General features: G+C 66.2%; 23 protein-coding genes and 1 riboswitch. Of the genes, 11 read left to right on the forward strand and 12 right to left on the reverse strand.

What is annotated here, in order from left to right; translation table 11 throughout:
- Positions 1-276: 276 nt before the first annotated feature.
- A complete protein-coding gene (locus B0E47_RS11020; RefSeq protein WP_077514312.1) occupies positions 277-2469 on the forward strand; it encodes a Six-hairpin glycosidase-like protein in 2193 nt (730 codons plus the stop codon).
- On the forward strand, positions 2466-3935 hold the full coding sequence (locus tag B0E47_RS11025) for an MFS transporter (protein WP_077514313.1): 1470 nt from the start codon (positions 2466-2468) through the stop codon (positions 3933-3935). The genes B0E47_RS11020 and B0E47_RS11025 overlap by 4 nt, the downstream gene beginning before the upstream one ends.
- 30 nt (positions 3936-3965) lie before the next feature.
- On the opposite strand, the gene ribB is transcribed toward B0E47_RS11025, so the two are convergent.
- From ribB to B0E47_RS11040, 3 genes are all read right to left on the reverse strand, one after another.
- Entirely contained in the window at positions 3966-5057 is a 1092-nt protein-coding gene (gene ribB, locus B0E47_RS11030) for a 3,4-dihydroxy-2-butanone-4-phosphate synthase (protein WP_077514314.1), read from the reverse strand.
- Positions 5058-5204: 147 nt separating this feature from the next.
- Entirely contained in the window at positions 5205-5846 is a 642-nt protein-coding gene (locus B0E47_RS11035) for a riboflavin synthase (protein WP_077514315.1), read from the reverse strand.
- 129 nt (positions 5847-5975) lie between these two features.
- Positions 5976-6144, reverse strand: a riboswitch (FMN riboswitch).
- A gap of 106 nt (positions 6145-6250) precedes the next feature.
- Positions 6251-7159, reverse strand: a complete 909-nt coding sequence (locus B0E47_RS11040) for a LysR family transcriptional regulator (protein WP_077514316.1) — start codon at positions 7157-7159, stop codon at positions 6251-6253.
- 105 nt (positions 7160-7264) lie between these two features.
- On the opposite strand from B0E47_RS11040, the gene B0E47_RS11045 reads away from it, so the two are divergent.
- Together B0E47_RS11045 and B0E47_RS11050 are read left to right on the forward strand one after the other, a co-directional pair.
- On the forward strand, positions 7265-8275 hold the full coding sequence (locus tag B0E47_RS11045) for an NAD(P)-dependent alcohol dehydrogenase (protein WP_077514317.1): 1011 nt from the start codon (positions 7265-7267) through the stop codon (positions 8273-8275).
- Positions 8276-8284: 9 nt separating this feature from the next.
- On the forward strand, positions 8285-9148 hold the full coding sequence (locus tag B0E47_RS11050) for an N-acyl homoserine lactonase family protein (RefSeq protein WP_077514318.1): 864 nt from the start codon (positions 8285-8287) through the stop codon (positions 9146-9148).
- Positions 9149-9508: 360 nt separating this feature from the next.
- On the opposite strand, the gene ribD is transcribed toward B0E47_RS11050, so the two are convergent.
- The 4 genes from ribD to glyA all read right to left on the reverse strand — a co-directional run bounded on the left by ribD (position 9509) and on the right by glyA (position 12836).
- Positions 9509-10570 carry a bifunctional diaminohydroxyphosphoribosylaminopyrimidine deaminase/5-amino-6-(5-phosphoribosylamino)uracil reductase RibD gene (ribD, locus tag B0E47_RS11055; RefSeq protein WP_077514400.1) on the reverse strand — a complete coding sequence of 354 codons (1062 nt, stop codon included), beginning with the start codon at positions 10568-10570 and terminating at the stop codon, positions 9509-9511.
- A 35-nt stretch (positions 10571-10605) separates the two neighbouring features.
- The gene (locus B0E47_RS11060) at positions 10606-10914 is read right to left on the reverse strand and encodes an MmcQ/YjbR family DNA-binding protein (RefSeq protein ID WP_168171058.1); all 309 of its coding nucleotides are present in this window, start codon (positions 10912-10914) and stop codon (positions 10606-10608) included.
- A 49-nt stretch (positions 10915-10963) separates the two neighbouring features.
- Positions 10964-11473: a transcriptional regulator NrdR gene (nrdR, locus tag B0E47_RS11065; RefSeq protein WP_077514320.1), complete on the reverse strand. Its 510-nt coding sequence runs from the start codon at positions 11471-11473 to the stop codon at positions 10964-10966.
- Positions 11474-11582: 109 nt separating this feature from the next.
- Positions 11583-12836 carry a serine hydroxymethyltransferase gene (gene glyA / locus B0E47_RS11070; protein WP_077514321.1) on the reverse strand — a complete coding sequence of 418 codons (1254 nt, stop codon included), beginning with the start codon at positions 12834-12836 and terminating at the stop codon, positions 11583-11585.
- 190 nt (positions 12837-13026) lie between these two features.
- Between glyA and ettA the strand changes: the two genes are divergently transcribed.
- Positions 13027-14694, forward strand: a complete 1668-nt coding sequence (gene ettA, locus B0E47_RS11075) for an energy-dependent translational throttle protein EttA (protein ID WP_077514322.1) — start codon at positions 13027-13029, stop codon at positions 14692-14694.
- 196 nt (positions 14695-14890) lie between these two features.
- Positions 14891-15709, forward strand: coding sequence for an orotidine-5'-phosphate decarboxylase (pyrF, locus tag B0E47_RS11080; protein ID WP_077514401.1), 819 nt, complete (start codon positions 14891-14893; stop codon positions 15707-15709).
- A gap of 35 nt (positions 15710-15744) precedes the next feature.
- Here pyrF and B0E47_RS11085 read toward each other — a convergent pair whose 3' ends face one another.
- Positions 15745-15978, reverse strand: coding sequence for a hypothetical protein (locus B0E47_RS11085; protein WP_077514323.1), 234 nt, complete (start codon positions 15976-15978; stop codon positions 15745-15747).
- A 206-nt stretch (positions 15979-16184) separates the two neighbouring features.
- On the opposite strand from B0E47_RS11085, the gene B0E47_RS11090 reads away from it, so the two are divergent.
- Entirely contained in the window at positions 16185-16916 is a 732-nt protein-coding gene (locus tag B0E47_RS11090) for a hypothetical protein (protein ID WP_077514324.1), read from the forward strand.
- Positions 16917-16961: 45 nt separating this feature from the next.
- Here the strand turns inward: B0E47_RS11090 and B0E47_RS11095 are convergent, their stop codons facing one another.
- The 4 genes from B0E47_RS11095 to B0E47_RS11110 form a co-directional block, all read right to left on the reverse strand.
- Positions 16962-18137: an acyltransferase gene (locus tag B0E47_RS11095; RefSeq protein WP_077514325.1), complete on the reverse strand. Its 1176-nt coding sequence runs from the start codon at positions 18135-18137 to the stop codon at positions 16962-16964.
- A gap of 78 nt (positions 18138-18215) precedes the next feature.
- Complete coding sequence (locus B0E47_RS11100; RefSeq protein ID WP_174566980.1) at positions 18216-18497, reverse strand: DUF427 domain-containing protein; 282 nt, start codon at positions 18495-18497, stop codon at positions 18216-18218.
- Complete coding sequence (gene def / locus B0E47_RS11105; RefSeq protein WP_077514327.1) at positions 18497-19033, reverse strand: peptide deformylase; 537 nt, start codon at positions 19031-19033, stop codon at positions 18497-18499. The genes B0E47_RS11100 and def overlap by 1 nt, the downstream gene beginning before the upstream one ends.
- Before the next feature lie 151 nt (positions 19034-19184).
- Positions 19185-19979: a DUF4197 domain-containing protein gene (locus B0E47_RS11110; protein ID WP_077514328.1), complete on the reverse strand. Its 795-nt coding sequence runs from the start codon at positions 19977-19979 to the stop codon at positions 19185-19187.
- Positions 19980-20142: 163 nt separating this feature from the next.
- Here B0E47_RS11110 and B0E47_RS11115 point away from each other — a divergent pair, with 163 nt between their 5' ends.
- From B0E47_RS11115 to B0E47_RS11130, 4 genes are all read left to right on the forward strand, one after another.
- Positions 20143-22218 (forward strand): carbon starvation CstA family protein, encoded by a 2076-nt coding sequence (locus B0E47_RS11115; protein WP_077514329.1) that lies wholly within the window; start codon positions 20143-20145, stop codon positions 22216-22218.
- Between the two features lies 1 nt (position 22219).
- A complete protein-coding gene (locus tag B0E47_RS11120; RefSeq protein ID WP_077514330.1) occupies positions 22220-22414 on the forward strand; it encodes a YbdD/YjiX family protein in 195 nt (64 codons plus the stop codon).
- Positions 22415-22589: 175 nt separating this feature from the next.
- Positions 22590-23060, forward strand: coding sequence for an SgcJ/EcaC family oxidoreductase (locus B0E47_RS11125; protein ID WP_077514331.1), 471 nt, complete (start codon positions 22590-22592; stop codon positions 23058-23060).
- 217 nt (positions 23061-23277) lie between these two features.
- A complete protein-coding gene (locus tag B0E47_RS11130) occupies positions 23278-24939 on the forward strand; it encodes a tetratricopeptide repeat protein (protein ID WP_077514332.1) in 1662 nt (553 codons plus the stop codon).
- Positions 24940-25052 lie beyond the last annotated feature (113 nt).

Below are 25052 nucleotides of genomic sequence, written 5' to 3' on the forward strand. Positions count from 1 at the left end.
CAACTATGCGGTCAGCGCCGGCATGTTGACAAGAACCACCGGCCGCACGGCGGCCGCGGGCCGGCCGGATCCGGCGGATCGCCGCACATGAATACGTATGCATCGGCTGGCCACTGGCAGGCGGTGCTGCCTACCATGCGGATCGACCGGGCCGCATCGGCACCGCACGATGCTGCAGTCGCAACATGCAGGCCGCGCGCCGGCGTGACATAACACCTGCCGGAGAATCCATCGCATGACCCCCATGACCCGCCTTCACCTCTGCGTGCCTGCGCCATGATGAGCCTGTTGCTGGTGGCCGCCGTGGCCAGTGCGCCGCTCGACGCACCGGCCTGGAATGACGGCCTCGACTGGCACGGCGTGCATGTGAGCATCCAGCGCGACGCCGAGGATGCCTACACGCTGGCGTGGCCGTTCGGGCAGCGGGTGATTCCGCCGCAGCCGCTGCAGGTCGATACCGCCAGTGTGCTGTTCAACGGCTTGTACGCGGTGGCACAGGACGACTTGCGACAGGACTCGGTGAAGGCGATCCGCGACGGCGCGTTCGATCATGGCGCGCCGATTCCCTGCCACTGCTTCGAGACCGGCCTGAAGTGGCCCTACGTGTGGACCCGCGACCTGTCCTACTCGGTCGACCTGGGCCTGTGGCGATTCGATGCGCAGCGTGCGCGCAACGGCCTGGAGTTCAAGCTGTCCGACGTGCGCGTGCCGTCCGCGCCGCAAGGGCTGTACGTGATGCAGGACACCGGCTCCGGCGGCAGCTGGCCGATCAGCACGGATCGGGTGGTGTGGTTCCTCGGTGCGCAGCATCTGCTGGGCGACCCGGCGTTTGCCGGCAAGGTGTGGACGGCCTTGCGCGACACCCTGGCGCAGGATCGGCAATACGCGTTCGACGCAAGGCTCGGCCTGTATCACGGCGAGACGTCCTTCATGGACTGGCGCGAACAGAGCTACCCGGCCTGGACCGCGGACAACGTGAGCTTCATCGGGCAATCGTTCGCCCTGTCCACCAACGTGCTGCACTACCAGGCGCTGCAACTCGCCGCCAAGCTGGCCGGGGCGCGTCACGAAACCGCCGCTGCAACGGATTACCACGCGCAGGCAGCTGCCTTGAAGCAGGCCATCAACGCACATTTCTGGCGCGCCGATCGCGGCATGTACATGAGCTACATCGGCGGCGACGGCACTCCGGTGGACACCTACGACCTGCTCGGCATCTCGCTGGCCGTCATTAGTGGCGTGGCCGATGGCGAGCGCGCACACCAGACACTGGCGAACTATCCGACCTGGCCGGCCGGCAGCCCGGTGATGTGGCCCGAACGCAGCGACCAGCCGATCTACCACAATCGCGCGATCTGGCCGTTCGTCAGCGCCTACGCGCTGCGCGCTGCGCGCACGGTCAACGACCCCGTACGCATCGCTCACGAGATCGAATCGGTGCTGCGCGGCGCGGCGCTGTACGGCTCCAACATGGAAAACTACGAACTGCTGACCCAGGGCCAGCATGTCGATGACGGCAAGCTCAGTGGCCCGGTGGTCAATTCGCCGCGCCAGCTGTGGTCGGTGGCGGCGTATCTGGACGTGGTGACCGAAGGCGTGTTCGGCCTTGAAGAAGACGGCCGCGTGCAACCGAAACTGCCCACCGCGCTGGTGCCGATGCTGTTCGGCAAGCGCAGCGCGATCACGTTGAACTTGCCCGATCGCCAGATCACGCTGAAACTGCCTACACGGCGCCACGGCAACCTGCTGATCGCCGATCACGCCGCCACCCAGGGCAAGCAGACCACCGTGGTGCTGAAGGCGGTACAGGTGGACGCGGCGCCTCTGCGCACCGGCGCACCGCTGTACGCCCCCGTCGCGCCGACGGCGCCGACGCTAGCGGACGATGGCGACCACTGGACCGTCAAGGGCGACGGCAAGCTTCAGCTTTATGTCAACGGTCGGCGCGCCAGTGTGATCGATGGCAACGGCACGCTGCCGCGTATCGGCGGCCTCACTTGCGTGCGCGCCACGCGCGTCGATGGGCACGGCCTGGAGTCCCTGCCCAGCCCGGCCACCTGCGTCGGCGCAACCGACAAGGTCAGCGGCGGCTGGCCGCGCCACTGGGTCGCGCCGGCCGGCGGCAGCTATCGCGTATGGGTGGACTACCGCAATGCGAACGGCCCGATCAACACCGGCGTCACCGCCGCGGTGAAATGGCTGGCGATCGGCTGCGACGGCGGCGCCGCGCAGCGCGTGCCGCTGGTCATGCCGCACAGCGTGGGCACGCAGCAATCGACTTATGCCGAGTTCACCGCCAGCGCCAACGCCCGCTGCACGTTCGCGCTGGAGGACGGTTTCAACATGAGTTACCTGCAACACTTCGCGCACTACACGGGCGGTGCCGGCGGCATCGACGGGCCGCTGAACCAGGCCGACGTCGACGACCTGCGGATTGCGCCACTGGCGACGGGAACTCCGACACCATGAGCAGAAAACCCGAGCTGTCGTTCTGGCAGATCTGGAACATGTGCTTCGGTTTCCTGGGGATCCAGTTCGGCTTTGCGCTGCAGAACGCCAACGTCAGCCGGATCTTCCAGACGCTGGGTGCCAACGTGAACGACATCCCGATCCTGTGGGTGGCCGCGCCGCTCACCGGATTGATCGTGCAACCGATCATCGGCCACTACTCGGATCGCACCTGGAATCGGCTGGGCCGCCGGCGCCCGTATTTCCTGGCCGGCGCGATCCTGGCCACGCTGGCCCTGCTGGCGATGCCCAACTCGCCCGCACTCTGGGTCGCGGCCGGCCTGCTGTGGATCATGGACGCCTCGTTCAACGTGTCGATGGAGCCGTTTCGCGCGTTCGTGGGCGACCAGCTGCCGGAACACCAGCGCCCGCTCGGCTTCTCGATGCAAAGTGTGTTCATCGGCGTCGGCGCGGTAGTCGCTTCGCTGATGCCGTGGATGCTGACCAAGGCAGGTTTCAGCAACGTCGCGCCCGACGGTGCCATTCCGGACACCGTCAAATATGCGTTCTATGCCGGAGGCTTGATGTTGATGGGCACGGTGCTGTGGACCGTGCTTTCCACCCGCGAATACCCACCCGAGCAATTGCGCGATTTCGACGACGCGGCCGAACCGCTGCCGATCGACAGCTCGCGCGCCTGGCGACCCGGCCTGCTGCTGCTCGCCGTCGGCCTGCTGGTACTGCTCGCCATTCGCCACTTCGGCCTGGAAAAAGAGCTGTACGTACTCGCCGGCGGCCTGCTGGCATTTGGCGCGCTGTTCGCCTGGCTCGCCTTCAGCCACAGCCAGGGCATGTTGCGCCAGGTGATGGGCGATCTGTACAGCATGCCGGACGCGATGCGTCGGCTCGCGATCGTGCAGTTCTTCTCGTGGTTCGCGCTGTTCGCGATGTGGATCTTCACCACGCCGGCGGTGACCGCCGTGCAGTTCGGCAGCAGCGATCCGCATTCGGTCGCCTACAACACGGGTGCCAACTGGGTCGGCGTGCTGATGGGCGCCTACAACGGCTTCGCCGCGCTGGCGGCGATTGTGATCCCGTTGCTGGTGCGCCGCATCGGCCTTCGCTGGAGCCACCTGGTCAATCTGTGGCTGGGCGGCGCGGGGCTGCTCTCGTTCCTGTTCATTCGCGATCCCGACTGGCTGCTGCTGTCGATGGTCGGCGTGGGCGTGGCCTGGGCCTCGATCCTGTCGCTGCCCTACGCGATGCTGTCGGATAACCTGCCGGCGCAGAAGATGGGCGTCTACATGGGCATCTTCAATTTCTTCATCGTGATCCCGCAATTGATGGCAGCCAGTGTGCTCGGCCTGCTGCTGCGCCTGTGCTTCCACAACCAGCCCATCTATGCGCTGGGTCTGGGCGGAGCCAGCCTGCTGCTGGCCGGCCTGTTCACCCTGCGCGTGCGCGAGCCGGCCCCCGCCTGCGCCTGATCCGACCGGTGAACCGTCCCGCCCTTTCATTCACACGTACTCGACCACCTCCAGCCCGAAGCCACCCAGGCCCACCAGCTTGCGCGGCGTACCCAGCACACGCAGCTGGTGCACGCCAAGGTCACCGAGGATCTGGGCCCCCAGGCCAAGCTGACGCCACTCCTGCTGCTGCGCATCCTCCGGCGCCTGCGTACTGGGCTGGCCCTGCAGCCGTGCCAGCAAGGCCTCAGGCGTGTCCTCGCCGGACAGCACCAGCAACACGCCGCGACCCTCGTCAGCGATGCGGCGCAATGCCGAAGTCACGGTGAGGCCGAGGTCGTCGCGCTTGAGGTGCAGCACATCGGACAAGGTGTTGCGCACGTGCACGCGCGACAGCACCGGCGCACCGTCGTCGACCGCGCCGCGCACCAGGGCGAAATGCAGGCCGCGACGGATCACGTCGCGATAGGCCACCAGCCGGAACGTGCCGAACTCGGTCTGCACGTCTTCCTCGTGCACGCGCTGCACGGTCTTCTCGGTTTCCAGCCGGTAGCGGATCAGGTCGGCGATCGAGCCGATCTTCAGGCCGTGCTTGGCCGCGAAGATTTCCAGCTCGGGCCGACGCGCCATCGAGCCGTCTTCATGCAGCACTTCGATCAGCACCGCCGACGGTTCCAGCCCGGCCAGCGCGGCCAGGTCGCAGCCGGCCTCGGTGTGGCCGGCGCGGGTGAGCACACCGCCCGGCTGCGCGGTCAACGGGAAGATATGGCCAGGCTGGGCCAGGTCCTGCGGCTTCGCATCCACCTTCACCGCCACCTGGATCGTGCGCGCGCGGTCATGCGCCGAGATGCCGGTGGTGACGCCTACGGCCGCCTCGATCGAGACGGTGAAGTTGGTGTGGTACGACGAGGTGTTGTCGCTGACCATCGGGCGCAGGCCGAGCTGGCGCGTGCGCTGCTCGGTCAGCGTGACGCAGACCAGGCCGCGCGCCTCGCGCACCATGAAGTTGATGTCCTCGGCGCGCACTTTCTCGGCGGCCATGATCAGGTCGCCCTCGTTCTCGCGGTCCTCGTCGTCGAGGATCACGACCATGCGGCCGGCGCGAATGTCTTCGAGGATTTCGGGAATGGTGTTGAAGGGCATGTGAGTGTCCGGGTCGTTTGATCCCTTCTCCCCTTGGGAGAAGGTGCCCCGCAGGGGCGGATGAGGGTTCGGGCGGAGCGAGATGTTCGGGCCAGCCCGGACCCTCACCCCTACCCCTCTCCCGATGGGAGAGGGGTTCAATCACAATCAGGCGAAGCCGTGCTGCTTGAGAAACGCCTCGTCCAGCCGCGGTGTCTCGCCACTGGACAGCAGCCGTTCGATATAGCGCGCCACCACATCCACCTCGATGTTCACCGCATCACCCACGCGGCGCGCGTGGAATGCCGTGTGCTCGACCGTATGCGGGATCAGGTTGACGCCGAATCGTGACCCGGCGACTTCGTTGACGGTGAGGCTGGTGCCGTCGATGCAGACCGAGCCTTTCGCGGCGATGTAGCGCGTGATTGCCGCCGGCACCTCGAACGTCCAGCGCTGCGAGCGACCGTCGGGCGTGATCGACGCCACCTTGCCAAGGCCGTCGACGTGGCCGGAGACCAGATGCCCGCCGAGCCGGTCAGACAGGCGCAGCGCCTTTTCCAGGTTCACCGGGTCGCCCGCCTTCAGCTGGCCGAGCGAGGTCAGCGACAGCGTCTCGTTGGAAACATCGGCACTGAAGCCGCGCGGCTCCAGCGTGATCGCGGTGAGGCACACGCCGGAGACGGCGATCGAGTCGCCGAGCTGCACGTCGGCGAGATCGAGATCAGCGGTATCGACGTGCAGACGCACGTCGCCGCCGCGCGGTTCGAGCCGCACGATACGGCCTACGGTCTGAATGATGCCGGTGAACATCAGTGCACCTCCGGATGGAGGGCGATGCGGTGCCGCGGATGGATGGCTTTCATGAAACGTATCCCGCATGAAGTTGAGCGAGTACGCCTCAAGGCATGAGGCCAGGCGCGCGCCGTGAAGCGCCCGCCCTGCCGTCTTCTCTTTATCCGGACTGTGAGGAAGCGGTCGCCCGCTTCCAACCGTCGGCTCCGGCATTCGACCGGATCTGCTGACCTTCCGGCATGGCCGGAAGCGCTCGCGGGCTCGCCTTGGAAGGCCTACCGCCGGTGGGGAATTTCGCCCCGCCCTGAAGACGTCGTGCAATGCCGGACCACCGGCGGCGGAAGTCTAGCACCATCGCCGGGAGAACCCGGCGGCGCCACGGGGAAGCAGCGTTTTCATGTGCACGATCACGGCCGGAACGCTCACGTGGCCAGCCCCTGGGCCAGATGGTCGATCAGCGCGCGCAGTGCCGGCGTACGATCCGCACCAGGCAGCCACAGCAGGTGGATCGGGAAGGACGGCAGCTTCCAGTCAGGGAACAGGTCGACCAGCCGCCTCTCCGCGACCAGCGCGTCGGCCATGTAGTCGCCCTGCAATCCGACCCCGACCCCGGCCAGCACGGCGTCGCGAATGGCCTGCGCGTCGTTGCAGGTGAGCACCGGCTCGATGCGCACCGCGCGCTGCTGGCGCTGCCGGCTGAACGACCACAACGTGCCGCGGCGATAGCCGCTGAAGGTGATGCAGCGGTGCGCCTTCAGTTCGGCCGGGTCGTGCAGCGGCGGCGCCGAGGCCAGATAGTCGGGCGAGGCGCAGGGAAACACGCGCATCGTGCCCACCCGGTGCGCCACCAGTTGCACATCGGCCAATCGCCCCAGCCGCAGGGCCAGGTCGACCCTGCCGGTCACCATGTCGACATAGATGTCGTCGTATACCGTCTCGACGCGTACCCCGGGGTATTCGCGCATGAAGCCGGCCAGCAGCGGCGCCACGCGATGACGGCCGAAGCTACCGGGCAAGTGCACGCACAGGTGGCCGGACAGTCCGCCATCCGTCGGTCGCAGGTCGGCCGCCAGTTCGGCCATCACCGTTTCCATGCGCTGCCACTGCGCCAGCAACTGCTCGCCGCGCGCGGTCAGCGCCATGCGCCGCGTGGTGCGCAGGAACAGCCGCGCGCCCACGGCCTCCTCCAGCGTCGCGATGCGCCGGCTCAGCACCGACGGCGTGCAGCCGACCTCCAGCGCCGCCCGCGAAAAGTTGAGCCGCCGCGCAGCAGCGGCGAACGCGCGCAGTTCGCGCAGGCGGGTCGGCGTGAGGTCGAAAGATTGATTCATTGAAGGAACAGAAGATTGCCCATTCGTGTGGATTATCACCGAGTCTCCGCGGCGCGACCATGCCCGCATTCCAATCCTCCATTCCAATTTTCAAGGAGTCATGCCATGCGTGCCATCCAGCTTTCCGCGTTCGGCCTCGATCATCTCGATCTGGTCGACCTGCCCGCCCCGCGTCCCGGCCCCCACGAGGTGCTGGTGCGGATGGAGGCGGCCTCGCTCAATTACCGCGACCACATGGTAGTCAACGGCGATCTCTATCGCGGCGTGCCGTTGCCGATCGCGCCGGTGTCCGACGGCGCCGGCACGGTGCTGGAGGTCGGCGCAGACGTCATCCGTTTCAAGCCCGGCGACCGCGTCACCACGTTCTACAAGTCGCGCTGGATCGCCGGCGCGATGCGGCCGGAATGGGAAGGCGCCGAGATCGGCGGCCCCGAGCCGGGCGTGATGCGCGAACTGGCCTGCTTCGACCAGTATTCGCTGGCGCGCGCACCGGCCCACCTCTCCGCCGTGCAGGCGGCCACGCTGCCGATTGCTGCGCTTACCGCCTGGCAGGTACTGGAGCAAGCGCACGTCACCACCGGCCAGACCGTGCTGCTGCTGGGCACCGGCGGCGTGTCGCTGTTCGCGTTGCAATTCGCCAAGCTGCGCGGAGCGCGGGCGATCGTGCTGTCGTCCAGCGACGACAAGCTGGAACGCGCGAAGGCGCTGGGTGCCGACATCGGCATCAACTGCAGGATCCACCCGCAGTGGGGTGCGCTGGTGCGCGAGGCGAGCGGCGGCGCAGGCGTGGACGTGGTGGTCGAGACGATCGGCGCGGCCACCCTGGCGCAGTCGCTGGAGGCGGTGCGCATGCACGGTTTCGTCGCCATCCTCGGCTGGCTCGGCGGCAACGAGGCGACGCTGCCGCTGACCCCGGTGGTGCTCAAGCGCGTGCGCCTGCAGGGCATTTCGGTGGCACCGCTGGAAGCGCACGAGCGCATGGTCGCCGCCATCGAGGCCACGGGCCTGGAACCGGTGATCGACCACGTCTACGGTTTCACCGAACTGCGCGAGGCGTTCGAGCACCTCGTCGCCGGCCGCCACTTCGGCAAGCTCGCCATCGACTTCAACCGCTGAGAGCCGCCGATGCGCATCATCCTTTCCCTGTCCCGCGTCACGCGCGGCCTGCTGTCCATGCTGCTGGTGGCACTCGCCACGTTCGTCCACGCCGCCGGCGCACCGGCCGATATCCGCCTGTACGTGTTCGACTGCGGCCGCATCGACGCGCGCGACATGGGCATGTTCGACGACAGCGGCGCGCTGGACGGCAGGCCTGGCACGATGTCGGTGCCGTGCTTCCTGATCCGCCACCCGAAAGGCATCCTGCTGTGGGAGACCGGCCTGGGCGACGCCATCGCCGACCGCCCGAACGGCATCGATTTTGCCCCCGGCATCCATGGCAGCGTGCGGGTCAAGCTGGTCGACCAGCTGAAGACACTGGGCCTGAAACCGTCCGATATCGACTACCTGGCGTTCTCGCACTGGCACATCGACCACACCGGCAACGCCAACCTGTTCCGCCACGCCACCTGGATCTTGCAGCGCCGGGAGCTGGCCGCCGCGACCAGCGCCACGCCGCCGCCGTTCGAATCACTGGCGCCGGTCAGCGCCTACCGGAATGCAAGGATCCGCCTCGTCGATGGCGACACCGACGTCTTCGGCGACGGCAGCGTGGAATTGCTGTTACTCCCCGGCCACACGCCCGGCCATCAGGCACTGCAGCTGCGCCTGCCGCACGCCGGTGTGGTGCTGCTCAGTGGTGACCTCTATCACAGCGATGAAGCCCGCCGATTGCGGCGCGTGCCCAGGATCAACGTCGACCGTGCCGCCACGCTGGCGTCGATGGACCGGTTCGAAGCGATCGCCGCGCGGGCGCATGCGCGGGTGGTAATCCAGCACGATCCGCGCGACATCGCCGCATTGCCGCACTTTCCCGCTTGCCTGCATTGAGGCAGTCGCCCCCATATCGTCATTCCGGCGTAGGCCGGAATCGCACTCCCGCGGTATCACCGGATGCTGCCTCGCGAAAATGCGATGACTTGCTTCGTTATTGAAAAGCGATGACCCGCTTCGCTAAAGCGGATGACCGGCTTCGCTGTTGAAAAGCGATTCCGGCCTTCGCCGGAATGACGGTTGGGGGTGTTTTCGGAGCGGTGTGCACGGGCGGAATATTCAACGGCCGCTCGCGGCAGAGCCCGTCTGGAAATAGTGCAGGTGGCAGTGCGCTTGACCAGCCATTCGGCTGTCGAAAGTCGCGGGCATGACCAGAGAAGGCAGTTATTCGAGACTTCCTGGAGAGGTGCGATGCAGTCAGTTCGGCCGCAGGCGCAGACGGATGTCCCGGCCCAGCATGCGCTGGTCGACCATCTGCAACTGCCAGCGCCGGGCCATGTCATTGAGCGTGGGCAAATGCAGCAGTGGGCGCGCGCCGTCACCGAGCAGCAACGGCGCGACGTAGAGCAGTAGTTCGTCGACCAGGCCGGCGGCGAACAAGGCTCCGCACAACGTCGGACCGGCCTCGACATGGACTTCGTTGCAGCCGCGGCCGGCCAGCAGGGCCAGCACCGCGCGCAAATCCAGGGCTTCGTCGTGCGTCGCCAGCGCGACCCGCTCGACCCGCGTAAAGCGCTGGTCGGCGCACGATGCTGCCGCGCCATGCAGCAGCAGGGTCGGCATCGAGCCATCCAGCACGTGGCTGCCGGCCGGCGTGCGCAACTGGCGATCGAGGATCACGCGCAACGGCGGCATGAACTCCTCGTCCTGCGGCAGCCGCACGGTGAACCGCGGATCGTCGGCCAGTACGGTGCCGCTGCCGCCGAGAATCGCCGAGCTGCGCGCGCGCCAGCGCTGCACGTCGGCACGCGCCGCCTCACCGGTGATCCACTTCGATTCGCCGTTGGCCAGCGCGGTGCGCCCGTCCAGGCTCATCGCCAGCTTCACCCGCACGAACGGACGACCGCGCTCGATCCGGCTGAAAAACCCCGCGTTGAGTTCGCGTGCCGCCTCGCGCATCAGGCCTGCCTCGACCATGACACCTGCCGCACGCAACTTGCCGATACCGCGGCCGTTGACCTGCGGAAATGGATCCTCGCTGGCAATCACCACGCGCCGGATACCCGCGGCGATCAGCGCATCGGCGCAAGGCGGCGTGCGGCCCTGATGCGCGCAGGGCTCCAGCGTCACGTAAGCGGTGGCTCCTCGCGCACCCTCGCCCGCCGCGCGCAAGGCGTACACCTCCGCGTGTGGCTCGCCGACACGCGCATGGAACCCCGTGCCCACGACCTGGTCACCCAGCGCGATCACGCAACCGACGCGCGGATTGGGCTGGGTCGTGAACAGCCCGCGCTCGGCCAGGCGCAGCGCGTGAGCCATGTGCAGATGATCGATCGCCGAAAAAACCGCTTCGCTCACTCGCCATCCTCCAGCTCGCCATGCATTTTCTTCGGCGTCACCCGACGCCATGCATCGCGCAGCAACTGATCCACCCAGGCCTCGTCCATCTCCGCGATGCGCACATGCGTCCAACCATGCTTGCCCCAACTCGGGTCGGGTACGAACAGGTCGCCGGCGGACATGCGCAGCACATCGAGTTCATCGAGGGAGAACTTGAAAATGGCATCGCTGCTGCCGCGCGAGAACTGGGCGAAGATCTTGCCGCGCACGCGGAACGATGGCGTACCGAAGTGGTCGAGCTCCTCCGCCTGCGGCAATCGCATGGCAAGTTCGCGGAGGCGGTCGAGGCTCACCATGCGAACCGGCCGGCGCTCACTTGCCGCGCTTGCCGCCACCGAGCAGTGGCAGCTGCAGTTCGGACAGCCCGGGCAGATCGCGCTCCAGCTTCTCGATCTCCTCGCGGAACGCGTGCACGTCCTCGAACTTGCGATAGACCGAGGCGAAGCGCACGTAGGCCACCTGATCCAGATTCTTCAGCTCGCGCATCACCAGCTCGCCGACCTGGCGCGACGGCACTTCGCGCTCGCCGCTCTTGCGCAGGTCGTTGACGATCGTGCGCACCGAGCTGTCGACGTCGTGGCTGGCCACCGGCCGCTTCTGCAGCGCGCGCTCGAAACTCACCCTGAGCTTGCGTTCGTCGAACACCTCGCGCCGCTCGCCGCTCTTCACCACCGTCGGCAACTTCAGCTCGGCGGTTTCGTAGGTGTTGAAACGCTCGCCGCACTGCGGGCACTCGCGCCGACGCCGCACGCTCGACCCGTCCTCGGTCAGGCGCGAGTCGATCACGCGGGTGTCTTCGTGCTGGCAGAAGGGGCAATGCATCTATGGAGCCGGGATTCGGGATTGGAGATTCGGGATTCGGGAAAAGCACGAGCTCGCGGAGACCCAGGCTCTTCCGAATCCCGAATCCCCAATCCCGAATCCCGGCATCTCAGCCATACACCGGGAATTTCTTGCACTGCGCCGTCACCGCATCGCGCACGCGGGCAATCACCACCTCGTCACCCGGCGCATCCAGCACGTCGCAGATCCAGTTGGTCAGCTCGATGCAATCGGCTTCCAGATAGCCGCGGGTGGTGACGGCAGGCGTGCCGATGCGCAGGCCGGAAGTGACGAAGGGCTTGCGCGGGTCGTTCGGCACAGCGTTCTTGTTGACCGTGATGTGCGCGTTGCCGAGTGCTTCCTCGGCCGCCTTGCCGGTGACTTCCTTGCCGATCATGTCGACCAGCATCAGGTGGTTCTCGGTGCCGCCGGAGACGATCTTGTAGCCGCGCTGGATGAAGGTTTTCGCCATCGCCTTGGCGTTCTTCACGACCTGCGCCTGGTACGTCTTGAATCCCGGCTCCAGTGCTTCCTTGAACGCCACCGCCTTGGCCGCGATCACGTGCATCAGCGGACCGCCCTGGATGCCGGGGAACACGATCGATTGCAGCTTCTTCTCGATCTCCTCGCCGGCTCCCTTGGCCGCGATGAGGCCGCCGCGCGGACCGCGCAGGGTCTTGTGGGTGGTCGAGGTGACCACGTGCGCATGCGGCAGCGGGCTGGGGTACACGCCGGCGGCGACCAGCCCGGCGACGTGAGCCATGTCGACGAAGAAGATCGCGCCGACCGAATCGGCGATCTGGCGCATGCGCGCCCAGTCGACCACTTGCGAGTAGGCGCTGAAGCCGCCGACCAGCATCTTCGGCTGGTGCTCGGTGGCCAGCCGCTGCACTTCGTCATAATCGATCAGGCCGTGCTCGTCGACGCCGTACTGCACTGCGTGGAACAGTTTGCCGGAAATATTGACCTTGGCGCCGTGGGTGAGATGGCCGCCATGCGCCAGCGACATGCCGAGGATGGTGTCGCCCGGCTGCAGCAAGGCCAGATACACGGCCTGGTTGGCCTGCGAGCCCGAATGCGGCTGCACGTTGGCGTAGTCGCAGTCGAACAGCTGCTTCAGCCGCTCGATCGCCAGCTTCTCGGCCACGTCCACGTACTCGCAGCCGCCGTAGTAGCGCTTGCCCGGATAACCCTCGGCGTACTTGTTGGTGAGCTTGGAGCCCTGCGCTTCCATCACCCGCGGGCTGGCGTAGTTCTCCGAGGCGATCAGCTCGACGTGGTCTTCCTGGCGCTGGCCCTCGTCCGCGATGGCCTTGGCCAGCTCGTCGTCGTAACCGGCAATCGTGCAGTTCTTCGGGAACATTCTGGCCTCGGCAGGTGGGGTGCGGGTTTAGCCGGAAAGTGTAGCGCTGCCGGGCCTTTGCAGCCACCGCCTGGCCGTTCCGGGCAGCGGCATCGGTACGACGCCACAAGCCGCTATAATGTGCGGTTTGACGAATTCCCCTTTCCGTGCCGACCTTGCAGGCGGCGCGGCGCCCGCCTTCGGAGGTTGCATGAGTTCGCAGTACATCTTCACCATGAACGGGGTCAGCAAGATCGTCCCGCCGAAGCGCCAGATCATCAAGGACATCTCGCTCAGCTTCTTCCCCGGCGCCAAGATCGGCCTGCTCGGCGTCAACGGCGCGGGCAAGTCCACCGTGCTGCGGATCATGGCCGGCGTGGACACCGACTTCCAGGGCGAGGCGCGCGCGCAGCCGGGCACCAAGATCGGCTACCTGGCACAGGAGCCGGACCTGAACCCGGCAAAGACCGTGCGCGACGTGGTCGAGGAAGGCGTCTCGGAAATCCTCGATGCGCAGAAGCGGCTGGAAGAGGTCTACGCCGCCTATGCCGAGGACGGTGCGGATTTCGACAAGCTGGCCAAGGAACAGGAAAAACTGGAAAACCTGCTGGCCGCCAACGACGCCCATGCGCTGGAGCGCCAGCTGGAAGTGGCCGCCGATGCGCTGCGCCTGCCACCGTGGGACGCGGTCATCGGCCCGCTATCCGGTGGCGAGAAGCGCCGCGTGGCGCTGTGCCGCCTGCTGCTGTCCAAGCCCGACATGCTGCTGCTGGACGAACCGACCAACCATCTGGACGCCGAATCGGTGGACTGGCTGGAGAAATTCCTGCACGACTATCCCGGCACCGTGGTCGCGGTCACCCATGACCGCTACTTCCTCGACAACGCCGCCGAGTGGATCCTCGAACTCGATCGCGGCCGCGGCATTCCGTGGAAGGGCAACTACACCGAATGGCTGGAGCAGAAAGACGCCCGCCTGAAGCAGGAAGCCAACACCGAGAAGTCGCGCCAGAAGGCGATCGCGAAGGAACTGGAGTGGGTGCGTTCGGCCGCCAAGGGCCGCCAGTCCAAGGGCAAGGCCCGCCTGGCCCGCTTCGAGGAACTGAACTCGGTCGACTACCAGCGCCGCAACGAGACCAACGAGATCTTCATCCCGCCGGGCGAGCGCCTGGGCCAGGAAGTGATCGAGTTCCAGAACGTGACCAAGTCGTTCGGCGACCGCGTGCTGATCGAGGACCTGTCGTTCAAGGTGCCGCCGGGTGCCATCATCGGCGTGATCGGCCCCAACGGCGCCGGCAAATCCACCCTGATGAAGATGATCATGGGCAAGGAAACGCCCGACTCGGGCGAGGTGAAGCTGGGCCACACCACCAAGCTGGCCTACGTCGACCAGTCGCGCGACGCGCTCGACCCGAAGAACAACGTGTGGCAGGAAGTGTCCGGCGGTTCGGACATCCTCACCATCGGCAGCTTCGAGATCCAGTCGCGCGCCTACATCGGCCGCTTCAACTTCAAGGGCACCGACCAGCAGAAGATCGTCGGCAGCCTGTCCGGCGGTGAGCGTGGCCGCCTGCACATGGCCAAGACCCTGCTGCAGGGCGGCAACGTGCTGCTGCTCGATGAGCCGTCCAACGATCTCGACGTGGAAACCCTGCGCGCGCTGGAAGACGCGCTGCTGGAGTTCCCCGGCAGCGCCATCGTGATCTCGCATGACCGCTGGTTCCTCGACCGCATCGCCACCCACATCATCGCGTTCGAAGGCGACTCGCACGTCGAGTTCTTCCCCGGCAACTACAACGAGTACGAGGCCGACAAGAAGCGCCGCCTCGGCGAGGAAGGCGCGCGGCCGCACCGGGTGAAGTACAAGAAGCTGGCGTAACGCCGCTTGAGCCCCTCTCCCTCCGGGAGAGGGGTTGGGGTGAGGGTTCGGCCGGAGCGGTATCTTGATATCCGTTGCAAAGTCCAACCTTCGCTTCGCTCGTACCCTCATCCGCCCCTTCGGGGCACCTTCTCACCCACAAGGGGACTCCTTTCAGTCGCCGAAGGGAGAAGGGAATGGACCCATGGAGATTCCGATGCACTTCATGCAATCCCTGCAACAGGCCTGGAAGAACCACGACTCGCTGGTCTGCGTGGGCCTCGATCCGGAACCGGCGAAATTTCCCTCCCACCTGCGCGACACACCCGACGCGGTGTTCGCGTTCTGCGCCGCCATCGTCGACGCCACCGCCGACCTCGCCTGCGCGTTCAAGCCGCAGATCGCGCACTTCGCCGCGCTGCGCGCCGAAGAGGCGCTGGAACGGTTGATCGCGCACATCCACGCGAAGCATCCCGATGTGCCGGTAATCCTCGACGCCAAGCGCGGCGACATCGGCAGCACGGCGCAGCACTACGCGACCGAGGTCTTCGAGCGCTACCAGGCCGACGCAGTCACGCTGAATCCGTACCTCGGCCGCGACTCGATCCAGCCGTTCCTCGATCGTGCCGACAAGGGCGTGATCCTGCTCTGTCGCACCTCCAATCCCGGCGGTGCGGATTTCCAGGCGCTGGATTGCGGCGGCCAGCCGCTGTACCTGCGCGTGGCCGAAACCATCGCGCGCGACTGGAACGGCAACGGCAACTGCGCCCTGGTCACCGGAGCAACATGGCCCGAAGAACTTGGCAAGGTGCGCGCCGTGGTCGGCGACATGCCGCTGCTGGTGCCCGGCATCGGTGCCCAGGGCGGCGACGTGGAAGCGGTGCTGCGCCATGGCCGCACGGCCGCCGGCACGGGCCTGATGATCAGCTCGTCACGAGCGATCCTCTACGCCGGACATGGCGACGACTTCGCGCTGGCCGCGCGTGCCGCCGCCAACGAATTGCGCGACACCATCAATCGTCATCGGCACGGCTGAGAGGATCATGCGCCGGCAGGTCGCCGGCGCAACGGTCACACTGCGGCGGACTTCGCCGCGTGCTGCATCTTCGTTTTCAGATCGAGCGCATCCGCGGCATCGAGCAAGGCGCGCGCAAAACTACGCACCTCGGCCGGGCGCAAGGCATACCAGTTGCCGCTCTTGCCCGCTTCCGCCACGTTGCGCCCCGCGCGCGACACGCAATGCGGCCGGAAGATCACCATGCCGGTCAGCGACTCCGAGCTGATATCCGCCGAGACGATCTGCATGTGTGTCTCATCTTCTTTCTTCACCGAATTTCTCCCGAGCGGGATTCCGCCCCGGTCCCACTCTACGCCATTGCCTGTTATCCGATGTTTCCGCGTGCGGCAGCGCCCGCGACCGTTGTAACCTTCAAGGTCTGCGTACCTGTCCGCAACATGTCACGTCGCGATGGCCCGGCGCAGCATCCCCAACCGCGAAAGGAAGACAACGCATGTCCGCACAGACCGATGTCCGCATGGAAGACTGGAACCGCCTGCAACGGGAAGTAGGCCGCTTGCGCATCCTGGTGATCATCGCCCTGCTGGCGGTGGTTGCGCTGGCTGCCGTATCCCTGCTGCGCAAGCCGGATGCGCCAGGCAAGCCGAACACGATTCTCCGCGCACAAGGCCTGGTGATCACCGACGCGCAAGGGCACGACCGCATCCTGATCGGCGCACCGGTGCCGGCCAGCACGGACCGAACCCGCAAGGACGATCGCTCCGACGGCATCATCTTCCTTGGTGCAACCGGCGCGGACCGGCTCGCCGTCGGGCAGATGCCGGCGCCATTCATTGGCGGCAAGAGCTACCCGCGACACAATGGTGGCGACGGTTACGGCATGACGCTGTACGACACGAAAGGCAATGAGCGCGGCGGCATGGGCTTCCTGGGCATGGGCCGCGTCGGTGTCGCGCTGGACCGGGCCACCCCCCCTTATGATGCGATCGGCATGATGGTCGATGACAAGGAGGGTTTTGCCGGAATGATCATCAACTATGGCGATCCCAGGGCGAAGGACACGGCGATTGAATTGGGCACCGATGCCAACAGCGCCCACATCCAGATCAACGGCAAGGACGGCCTGCCGCGCGCGATGCTGAACTACGACGGGACGAACAAGCCAGCCTGGCAACTCGATGACGCGGCATCGGCGGCCAAGGCCGCGCAGGCGCAGAAGCACTGACGACAAGCATCGGCCCAACGCGCAGCCATGGACTGCGCGTTGGGCTCAATCCGCCACGGACGTCGTCAGCACCCGGGATTTGTCCCGGGCGCCGGACAGCCTGGCACGCAGCCAGCGTTCGCATGGTGCAGACAGCCAGCGTTCCACCATCGCGCCGAGCAACCAGCACAGCGGCAGCGTCAGCAGATACCAGAGAAAACCCAGCCGCATGTCGCCGCCCGCGAGCTTGAACAGCCGCACCACCGCGAACACCACGAACATGTGGCTGAGGTAGACCTCGTAGCTCAGGCGCCCCCACGAACGCAGCCAGTCCAGGCCGTGCCACGCCTGCCATGGACCACGCCGCTGGCGTTGCTCGCAGGCCAGCAGCAGGCACAGCGCCGACAACGCCAGCAACAGCATGTATCCGTCGCGCAGCTGCTGCCACATCACCGCCCCGTCGATGGTGGCTGCCGTGAGACCGATCGCCCCCAACCATCCCAGCAGGCGGACCGTGCGTGGCGCAAGCGTGGCCGCGCGCGCCGCCAGCAACGCACCGAGCACGCCGATCGCAATCGCCGACATTCCCGGCAGGTAGGCCTTCTCCTGCCAGATCTCGTTGCCGCTCAAGGCAGCGTGCGTCCACGGCATCGACAGCGCGAGCAGGGCCAGCAGCGGCACCAGCACCCAGCGCCGGCGCGTCAGCAGACAAACCAGCGGAAAGCCGATGTAGAACACTTCCTCGATCGACAGCGACCACAGCACGTCCCAGTTCCCCGGCAGATAACCGGTGCGCCCCTCGTACCAGTTCAGATGCAGACCGATGGCGGACCAGATCGCACCCGGCAGGGACTGGCCGGGGCGGCTGATCGTGTAATCCGGCACGGCCAGCAGATGCAGCACGCTGAGCAGGCCAACCAGCGCCAGCAGGCAGGGCACGATGCGCGCGAAGCGCCGCGCGTAAAACGTGCGCATGTCAATCCGCTCGAGGCCGCCCCAGCGGCGCAGCGCATTGCCCGCGATCAGGAACCCCGAGATCACGAAGAACACGAACACGGCCTCATAGCCGTTGTAGTTCAAGCGGCTCAGAAACCAGGCCGGCAGCACGTCGGCCAAGGCGGTCTGCTTCAACGGAATGCGCAAGCCAAGGTGGTTGAACACCACCAGCACGATCGCCAGGCCCCGCAGCAGATCGATGCCGGGGTTGCGCGTATCGTGGCGAGGGTCAGGCGCGATGACCATGTCCGCTGCGGGCGTGATCCCGACAGGCATGGCAGCGGCATGGCCGTTCCATCGGCGCGCAACGCAACGGCGACCGATTCAAGCGGTGACCTCGACGCCCTTCCAGAACGCCACGCGCGCCCTGATCTCCTTCGCCGCCTCTTTGGGCTGCGGGTAATACCAGGCGGCGTTCGCGTTCACTGCATCGTCCACGACCACGTCGTAATAGCTGGCCAGTCCCTTCCAGGGACAGGTGCTGTGATGATCGCTGTCCCGGAAATGCTCGCGCCGCAACGAGTCGACGGGAAAATAATGGTTACGCTCCACCACCACGGTATCGTCGCTCTCGGCGAGCACCGTGCCATGCCAGATCGCGCGCATCACTCGTCTCCGATCTCTTGCCCCGGAAAAAGCACCTCGGTATACCCGAACTTGCTGAAATCGGTGATGCGCGAAGGGTACAGCCGGCCGATCAGATGATCGCACTCGTGCTGCACCACGCGGGCGTGGAAGCCTTCCGCCGTGCGCTCGATCCGCTCGCCGCGCGGGCCGACGCCCTCGTAACGGATCAGCGAATACCGGCTCACCGCCCCGCGCAGGCCAGGCACCGAGAGACAACCTTCCCAGCCCTCCTCCATGTCCTGCGAGAGGGGCGTGATCACCGGGTTGAGCAGGATCGTCTGCGGCACTTCCGGTGCCTCCGGGTAGCGCTCCGAATGCTCGAAGCCGAAGATCACCAGTTGCAGGTCGACGCCGATCTGCGGTGCGGCCAGGCCCACGCCGCCGGCATCGTGCATGGTCTCGAACATGTCGGCGATCAGCGTGTCGAGTTCGGTGCTGCCGAACATCGCCGCCGGCACCTGCGGCGCGATGCGCAGCAAGCGGGGGTCGCCCATTTTCAGGATGTCGCGGATCATCTATAAGCCTCGACGTGGAATCGCCATCTCCCGGTAATTTAGGGTCGATGCAGGCCAATGCAAGCCACGTGCTTCAGCGTTCAACTGCAAAAACACAGAGCCAGAGCGTCGTGTTGATTTTGTTGAACCCGCAAGCGGGTTCAACACGGGTTCAATGGCCGCCGAACACCTTCTTCAGCAGGTCGGTGGTGCGCGCGCCGGGGTTGGTGCGGATCGATTGCTCCTCGGCGCCGATTTCGGTGAACAGGCCATCGATGGTCTTTTCGGTCACGTAGTTGTCCAGGTCCAGCGAGCTGCCGCCCTTGTTCGACTTGCCGCCACCGAACTTGCCCAGCATGCCACCCAGCTCGCCACCACTGCTGCCGGCGGTGAACGACTTGTACTTCTGGGTGACCCCGACGCTGTCGGTGGCCTTGACCACGATCGGATGGATGCGCGCAGTCAGCGCATCGCCGGCCACGCGGCGGAAATAATCGGTGGCCGCGTGATCGCCGCCGGTGAGGATGCCGCGCGCGTCGCTCAAGCTCATCTTGCGGATCGCGTCGCCGAAGATCTGCGCCACCTGCGGTACCGCCTTTTCCGCGGCGCGGTTCATGCTCAGTTCGAACGCATCCACCTTGGCGCCCTGGCCGAGCTTGCGCGCCAGTTTGGCCGCCTGTTCAACCTTGCCCGGCAGCGGAATGCGCACCTTCGGGTTGTTCCAGAAGCCGCCGTCACGGCCCAGGCTGTTGATCGCGTTGGTGGTGCCCTTGGCCAGCGCCTCCTTGAGGCCGGAGGCGATGTCGCTGTCAGGCAGGCCGCTGCCGAGAGATGAGTTCGAACCGTGCGTCGACGACTTGACCTTGTTCAGCAGATCCTTGAACTGGCCGGTGCCGGCGGCGGCCGCCGGCAGGGTGGCGGCGGCAAACGCGAGACCAAGCACGACATAACGAATCCGGATGTTCATGACTAGCTCCTGGGTGGCCGAACGAAGAGTCAGTGTACGCCCTTCGAAACCGTGACTTTCCACCCGGCGGGCCGCCCCATGGCCGATACGAACAGGCGCGATCCGGCATTGACCGCCGCGGCCTGCGGGACGACTCTTGCCATACCGTCGAGGAGAACCGTCCATGCAAGCCGTCACCTCCCGTCAGACCAGCCCGGCCAGCAGGATCCTGTGGGTTGCCATCGCCATCGTCGGGGCGTTCTGCCTCGGCGTGGTGGCGCTCAGGCGCGGCGAGCCGATCAATGCGATCTGGCTGGTCGCCGCCTCGATCGCGATCTTCGTGATCGGCTACCGCTACTACGGCAAGTTCGTCGAGCACTCGGTGCTCAGGCTGGACCCCACCCGCGCGCCGCCTTCGGTGCTGCGCAACGATGGCCTCGACTACGTGCCCACCGACAAGTGGGTGGTGTTCGGCCACCACTTCGCCGCCATCGCCGGCGCGGGTCCGCTGGTCGGCCCGGTGCTGGCGGCGCAAATGGGTTACCTGCCCGGCACGATCTGGATCCTGTTCGGCGTGGTGTTCGCCGGCGCGGTGCAGGACTTCATGATCCTCGGCCTGTCGCTGCGCCGCGACGCCCGTTCGCTCGGTCACATGCTGCGCCAGGAGCTGGGGCCGCTGCCCGGCATCGTGGCGATGATCGGCGTGCTGGTGCTGATGATGATCGTGCTGGCGGTGCTGGCGCTGGTGGTGGTCAAGGCGCTCACGCACAGCCCGTGGGGCACGTTCACCGTGGCCTGCACGATCCCGATCGCGTTGCTGATGGGCGGCTATCTGCGCTGGTTCCGGCCGGGGCGCATCCTGGAAGTGTCGATCATCGGCCTGGTGCTGCTGCTCGCCTCGATCTGGTTCGGCAAGATCGTGTACGACACGCCAGCACTCGCCACACTGTTCGACTTCGACGCCAAGGCGCTGGCCTGGCTGCTGATCGCCTACGGCTTCTGCGCCTCGGTACTGCCGGTGTGGCTGCTGCTGGCGCCGCGCGATTACCTGTCCACCTTCCTCAAGATCGGCACCATCGCGCTGCTGGCGCTGGCGATCTTCCTGTCCGCGCCGATGCTGCAGATGCCGGCGGTGACAAAGTTCATCGACGGCAGCGGCCCGGTGTTCTCCGGCAACCTGTTCCCGTTCCTGTTCATCACCATCGCCTGCGGCGCGGTGTCCGGCTGGCATTCGATCATCGCCTCCGGCACCACGCCCAAGCTGCTCGCCAACGAAGGCCAGGCGCGTCTGGTCGGTTACGGCGGCATGCTGATGGAAGCGTTCGTGGCGATCATGGCGCTGGTCGCCGCCGCCTCGCTGCACCCGGGCGTGTACTTCGCGATGAATTCGCCCGGCGCGATCATCGGCACCACGGTGCAGGACGCGGCCACCACGATCAGCCAGTGGGGCTTCGTGGTGACCCCGGATGAGTTGATCCAGACGGCCAAAAACATCGGCGAGAACACCATCCTCAGCCGCGCCGGCGGTGCGCCGACGCTGGCCGTGGGTATGGCCCAGCTGCTGCACAACATCCTGCCCGGCGGCGGCATGATGGCGTTCTGGTACCACTACGCGATCCTGTTCGAAGCGCTGTTCATCCTGACCACGGTGGATGCCGGCACCCGCGTCGGCCGCTTCATGATCCAGGAGATCGCCGGCCTGATCCACAAGCCATTGCAGGAAACCGCGTCGTGGACCGGCAACCTGCTGGCCACCGCGATCTGCGTGTTCCTGTGGGGCTACTTCCTGTACCAGGGCGCGGTCGATCCGCTGGGCGGCATCAACACACTGTGGCCGCTGTTCGGCATCGCCAACCAGATGCTCGCCGCGATCGCGCTGATGCTGGCCACGGTGGTGGTGGTGACGCTCAAGCGCGAGCGCTTCGTGTGGGTGCCGGGCATTCCCGCGCTGTGGCTGATCGTCTGCACGCTCACCGCCGGCTACGAAAAGCTGGTCGGCCCGATCAGCTTCACCGCCGCCGCCAGCAAGTACTCAGCCGCGCTGCAGCAGGGCCAGTTGCTGGCCCCGGCCAAGTCCACCGCCGCGATGCAACAGATCGTCACCAACAACTACGTCGACATGGCGCTCACCGGCCTGTTCATGGCGCTGATCGTGGCGATGGTGCTGTTCTCCTTGCGCGCGCTGATCAAGGCCTGGCAGACCAACCACCCGACCGCGCACGAGGAACCGTACGTGGCGCTGAGCAGCGTGGCCGGCTGAGATGAAAGCCACCCTTCAAGCCTTGCGCAAGTGGGCGGTGCAGACCGCCCGCCTGTGCTGCGGCGTGCCCGACTACGACGTCTACCTGCAGCACCTGCGTGAGCATCATCCGGAACGCAAGTTGCCCAGCTACGAGGAGTTCTTCCGCGAGCGACAGGAGGCGCGATACAAGGGAGGCGGTGGGCGGTGTTGTTGACCGCGCGTGCGTGGGAATGCGGGTCGCCTTGATATCAAGTTGCCGGTGAATGCGCAGGAAGGCTGGACACGCATGCCTGGCCACCACCGGAAACATGGCAAAACAGGGTATGAAAACCCTGTCAATGGTGATCCCTGGTTTCCAGCGTTGGACTCATTGAATCTTTGGAGAAACCATGAAATCTCTCATCGTCGCCCTTGTCATGCTGGCCCTGCCCACCATCGCGCCCGCGCAAACCTCCGCTTCCGAGGCGTCCGTGCGCCAGACGGTCCAGGCGTTCTACGCCGCCTTCAACTCCCACGGGTTCGGCCACGCCAATGATTTCACCACCGACGACTGGAACCACATCAATCCCTATGGCAGCCGGACCCACGGGCGCGCCGAGGTGCTCAAGGAGTTGCATGAAGTGCATGGCACGTTTCTGAGCGGCGTGTCGGACAACATCGAAAAGCTGGATGTGCGCTTTGCGAACAAGGATGCGGCGGTGGCGACCGTGACCAGTCGCATGAGCACGTTCACCAGCCCCGACGGCATGAGGCACGTGAACGAACAGCACATACGTACGTTCGTTTTGGTCAAGCGCGGCACGCGATGGTTGATCATGCAGGACCAGAACACGGTAGTGACGCCACCCCCTGCGCAGTGACCCGGGTACTTGCGCCGCGGCGAAGCTTTGCGGAGACACCGTCAAGGCAGGGCTTGCCCCCGGATGGCCACTATCGCAGATGGCCACTATCGCAACCGGCGGGAGTAGACTCGCCCCGGTATGGGTCACCTGTGCGAGGGGACATGGTTCCGACCGGGTACTCCGATGCTGCCATGACAGCCACGCCTGACGGGCGGGCGTATGCGTGGAATGACGCATGAGCGAACCCGCCACCACATCGGCCTTCGGCACCTTTTTCGGGGAACTGCGTCGCCGCCGCGTGATCCGCGTGGCGGTGGTCTATGTCGTCGTCGGCTGGATCATCATCGAAGTCGCCTCCACCGTGCTGCCTCCGCTGAACCTGCCGGACTGGTCGGTCAAGCTGGTCATCGTGCTGATCGGGCTGGGCTTCCCGATCGCGGTGATCATGGGCTGGATGTTCGATCTGGGCCCGCGCGGCATGGAGAAGACCATGCCGTCATCGCCGGACAAGGACGCCGATGCGGGCGCCGGGCGGACGGCAGCCCCGTCGATCGCCGCGACAACGACCGTCGAAGCGCCCGCACCGGCCATGGCGAAGCCCGAATCCGACCGCCGCACCATCGCCGTGTTGCCCTTCGTCAACATGAGCGGCGACGCGGACAACGAATACTTCAGCGACGGCATTTCCGAGGAGATCCTCAACCTGCTGAGCAAACTGCCGCAGTTGAAGGTGGCCTCGCGCACGTCCGCGTTCAACTTCAAGGGCAGGCAGGTCAGCATTCCCGCCGTCGCGCAGGAGCTCGGCGTCGACATCGTGCTGGAGGGCAGCGTGCGTCGCGTCGGCGAACACGTGCGGATCACCGGACAGTTGATCGACGCGGCGTCCGATTCGCACCTGTGGTCGGAAACCTACGATCGCGAGATGAAGGACGTGTTCGCGATCCAGGACGACATCGCCCACAGCATCGTCAAGGCGCTGCAGGTGACGCTGACGCCCAGGGAGCGCCGCGCGATGCAATTTGTCGCCACCTCCGACCCGGAAGCCTACGACTACTACCTGCGCGGCCGCAGCTACATGTACTCGATGGCGCGGCGCGACTACGAACATGCGATCCGCATGTTCGAGCAGGCGATTGCGGTGGACTCCAAATACGCGCTGGCGTATGCCGGCATGGCCGACGCCTTCTCGATGCTTTACCGCTACGCCGAAGCCAGCGCCGAGAACGCGGCGCGGGCCAACCGGGCCAGCGAACAGGCCCTGGCACTCGATGCGGATTCGGCCGAGGCGCATGCCTCGCGCGGCCTGGCCATGTTCATCAGCGAACGGTACAACGAGGCCACGCTGGAATTCGATGCCGCGATCGCGCTCAACCCCAACCTCTTCGAGGCCTATTACTACTACGGGCTGGCCTGCTCCTCGCAAGGAGATTTCGGAAAGGCCGCCCAGCTCTACCTGAAAGCGATGGAAGTCAATCCGGCCGACTACCAGGCGCCGGTTTTCCTGGCCCAGGCTTATGCCTCGCTCGGCCGGAAGCAGGATGAAATGAAGGCACGCCTGGGCCTGCTCAACACCGTCGAACGGCATCTCAAGTTGAACCCCCACGACACGCGCGCGCTGCAGATCGGCGCCAACAACCTCGGCCAGGTCGGCGAGAAGCAGAAAGCCGTCACCATGAGCGAACAGGCCCTGACCCAGGGACGCGACGAGCCGGTGGTGCTGTACAACGGCGCCTGTTTCTATGCCATGCAAGGCGACGCCGACCGCGCTATCGCGCTGCTGGAAAAGGCGGTGGAACTGGGCTGGGGCGATGCCGCCTGGATGGAGCACGACAGCGAGCTCGATTCGCTGCACGACCACCCGCGCTTCACGGCGCTGCTGGCGGGCATTGACCGCTGACAAACCTCAGCAGGGCAAACCTGCCTGCGTAGCAGAACCTTGCCGAAGGCACGCAGCCGCGCTGACCCGCCGGTTCCGCCAGGCCATGCCATCACGCACACCTCAAGCGGCCC

Source organism: Rhodanobacter sp. B05 (assembly GCF_002001085.1).
Taxonomy (GTDB): Bacteria; Pseudomonadota; Gammaproteobacteria; order Xanthomonadales; family Rhodanobacteraceae; genus Rhodanobacter.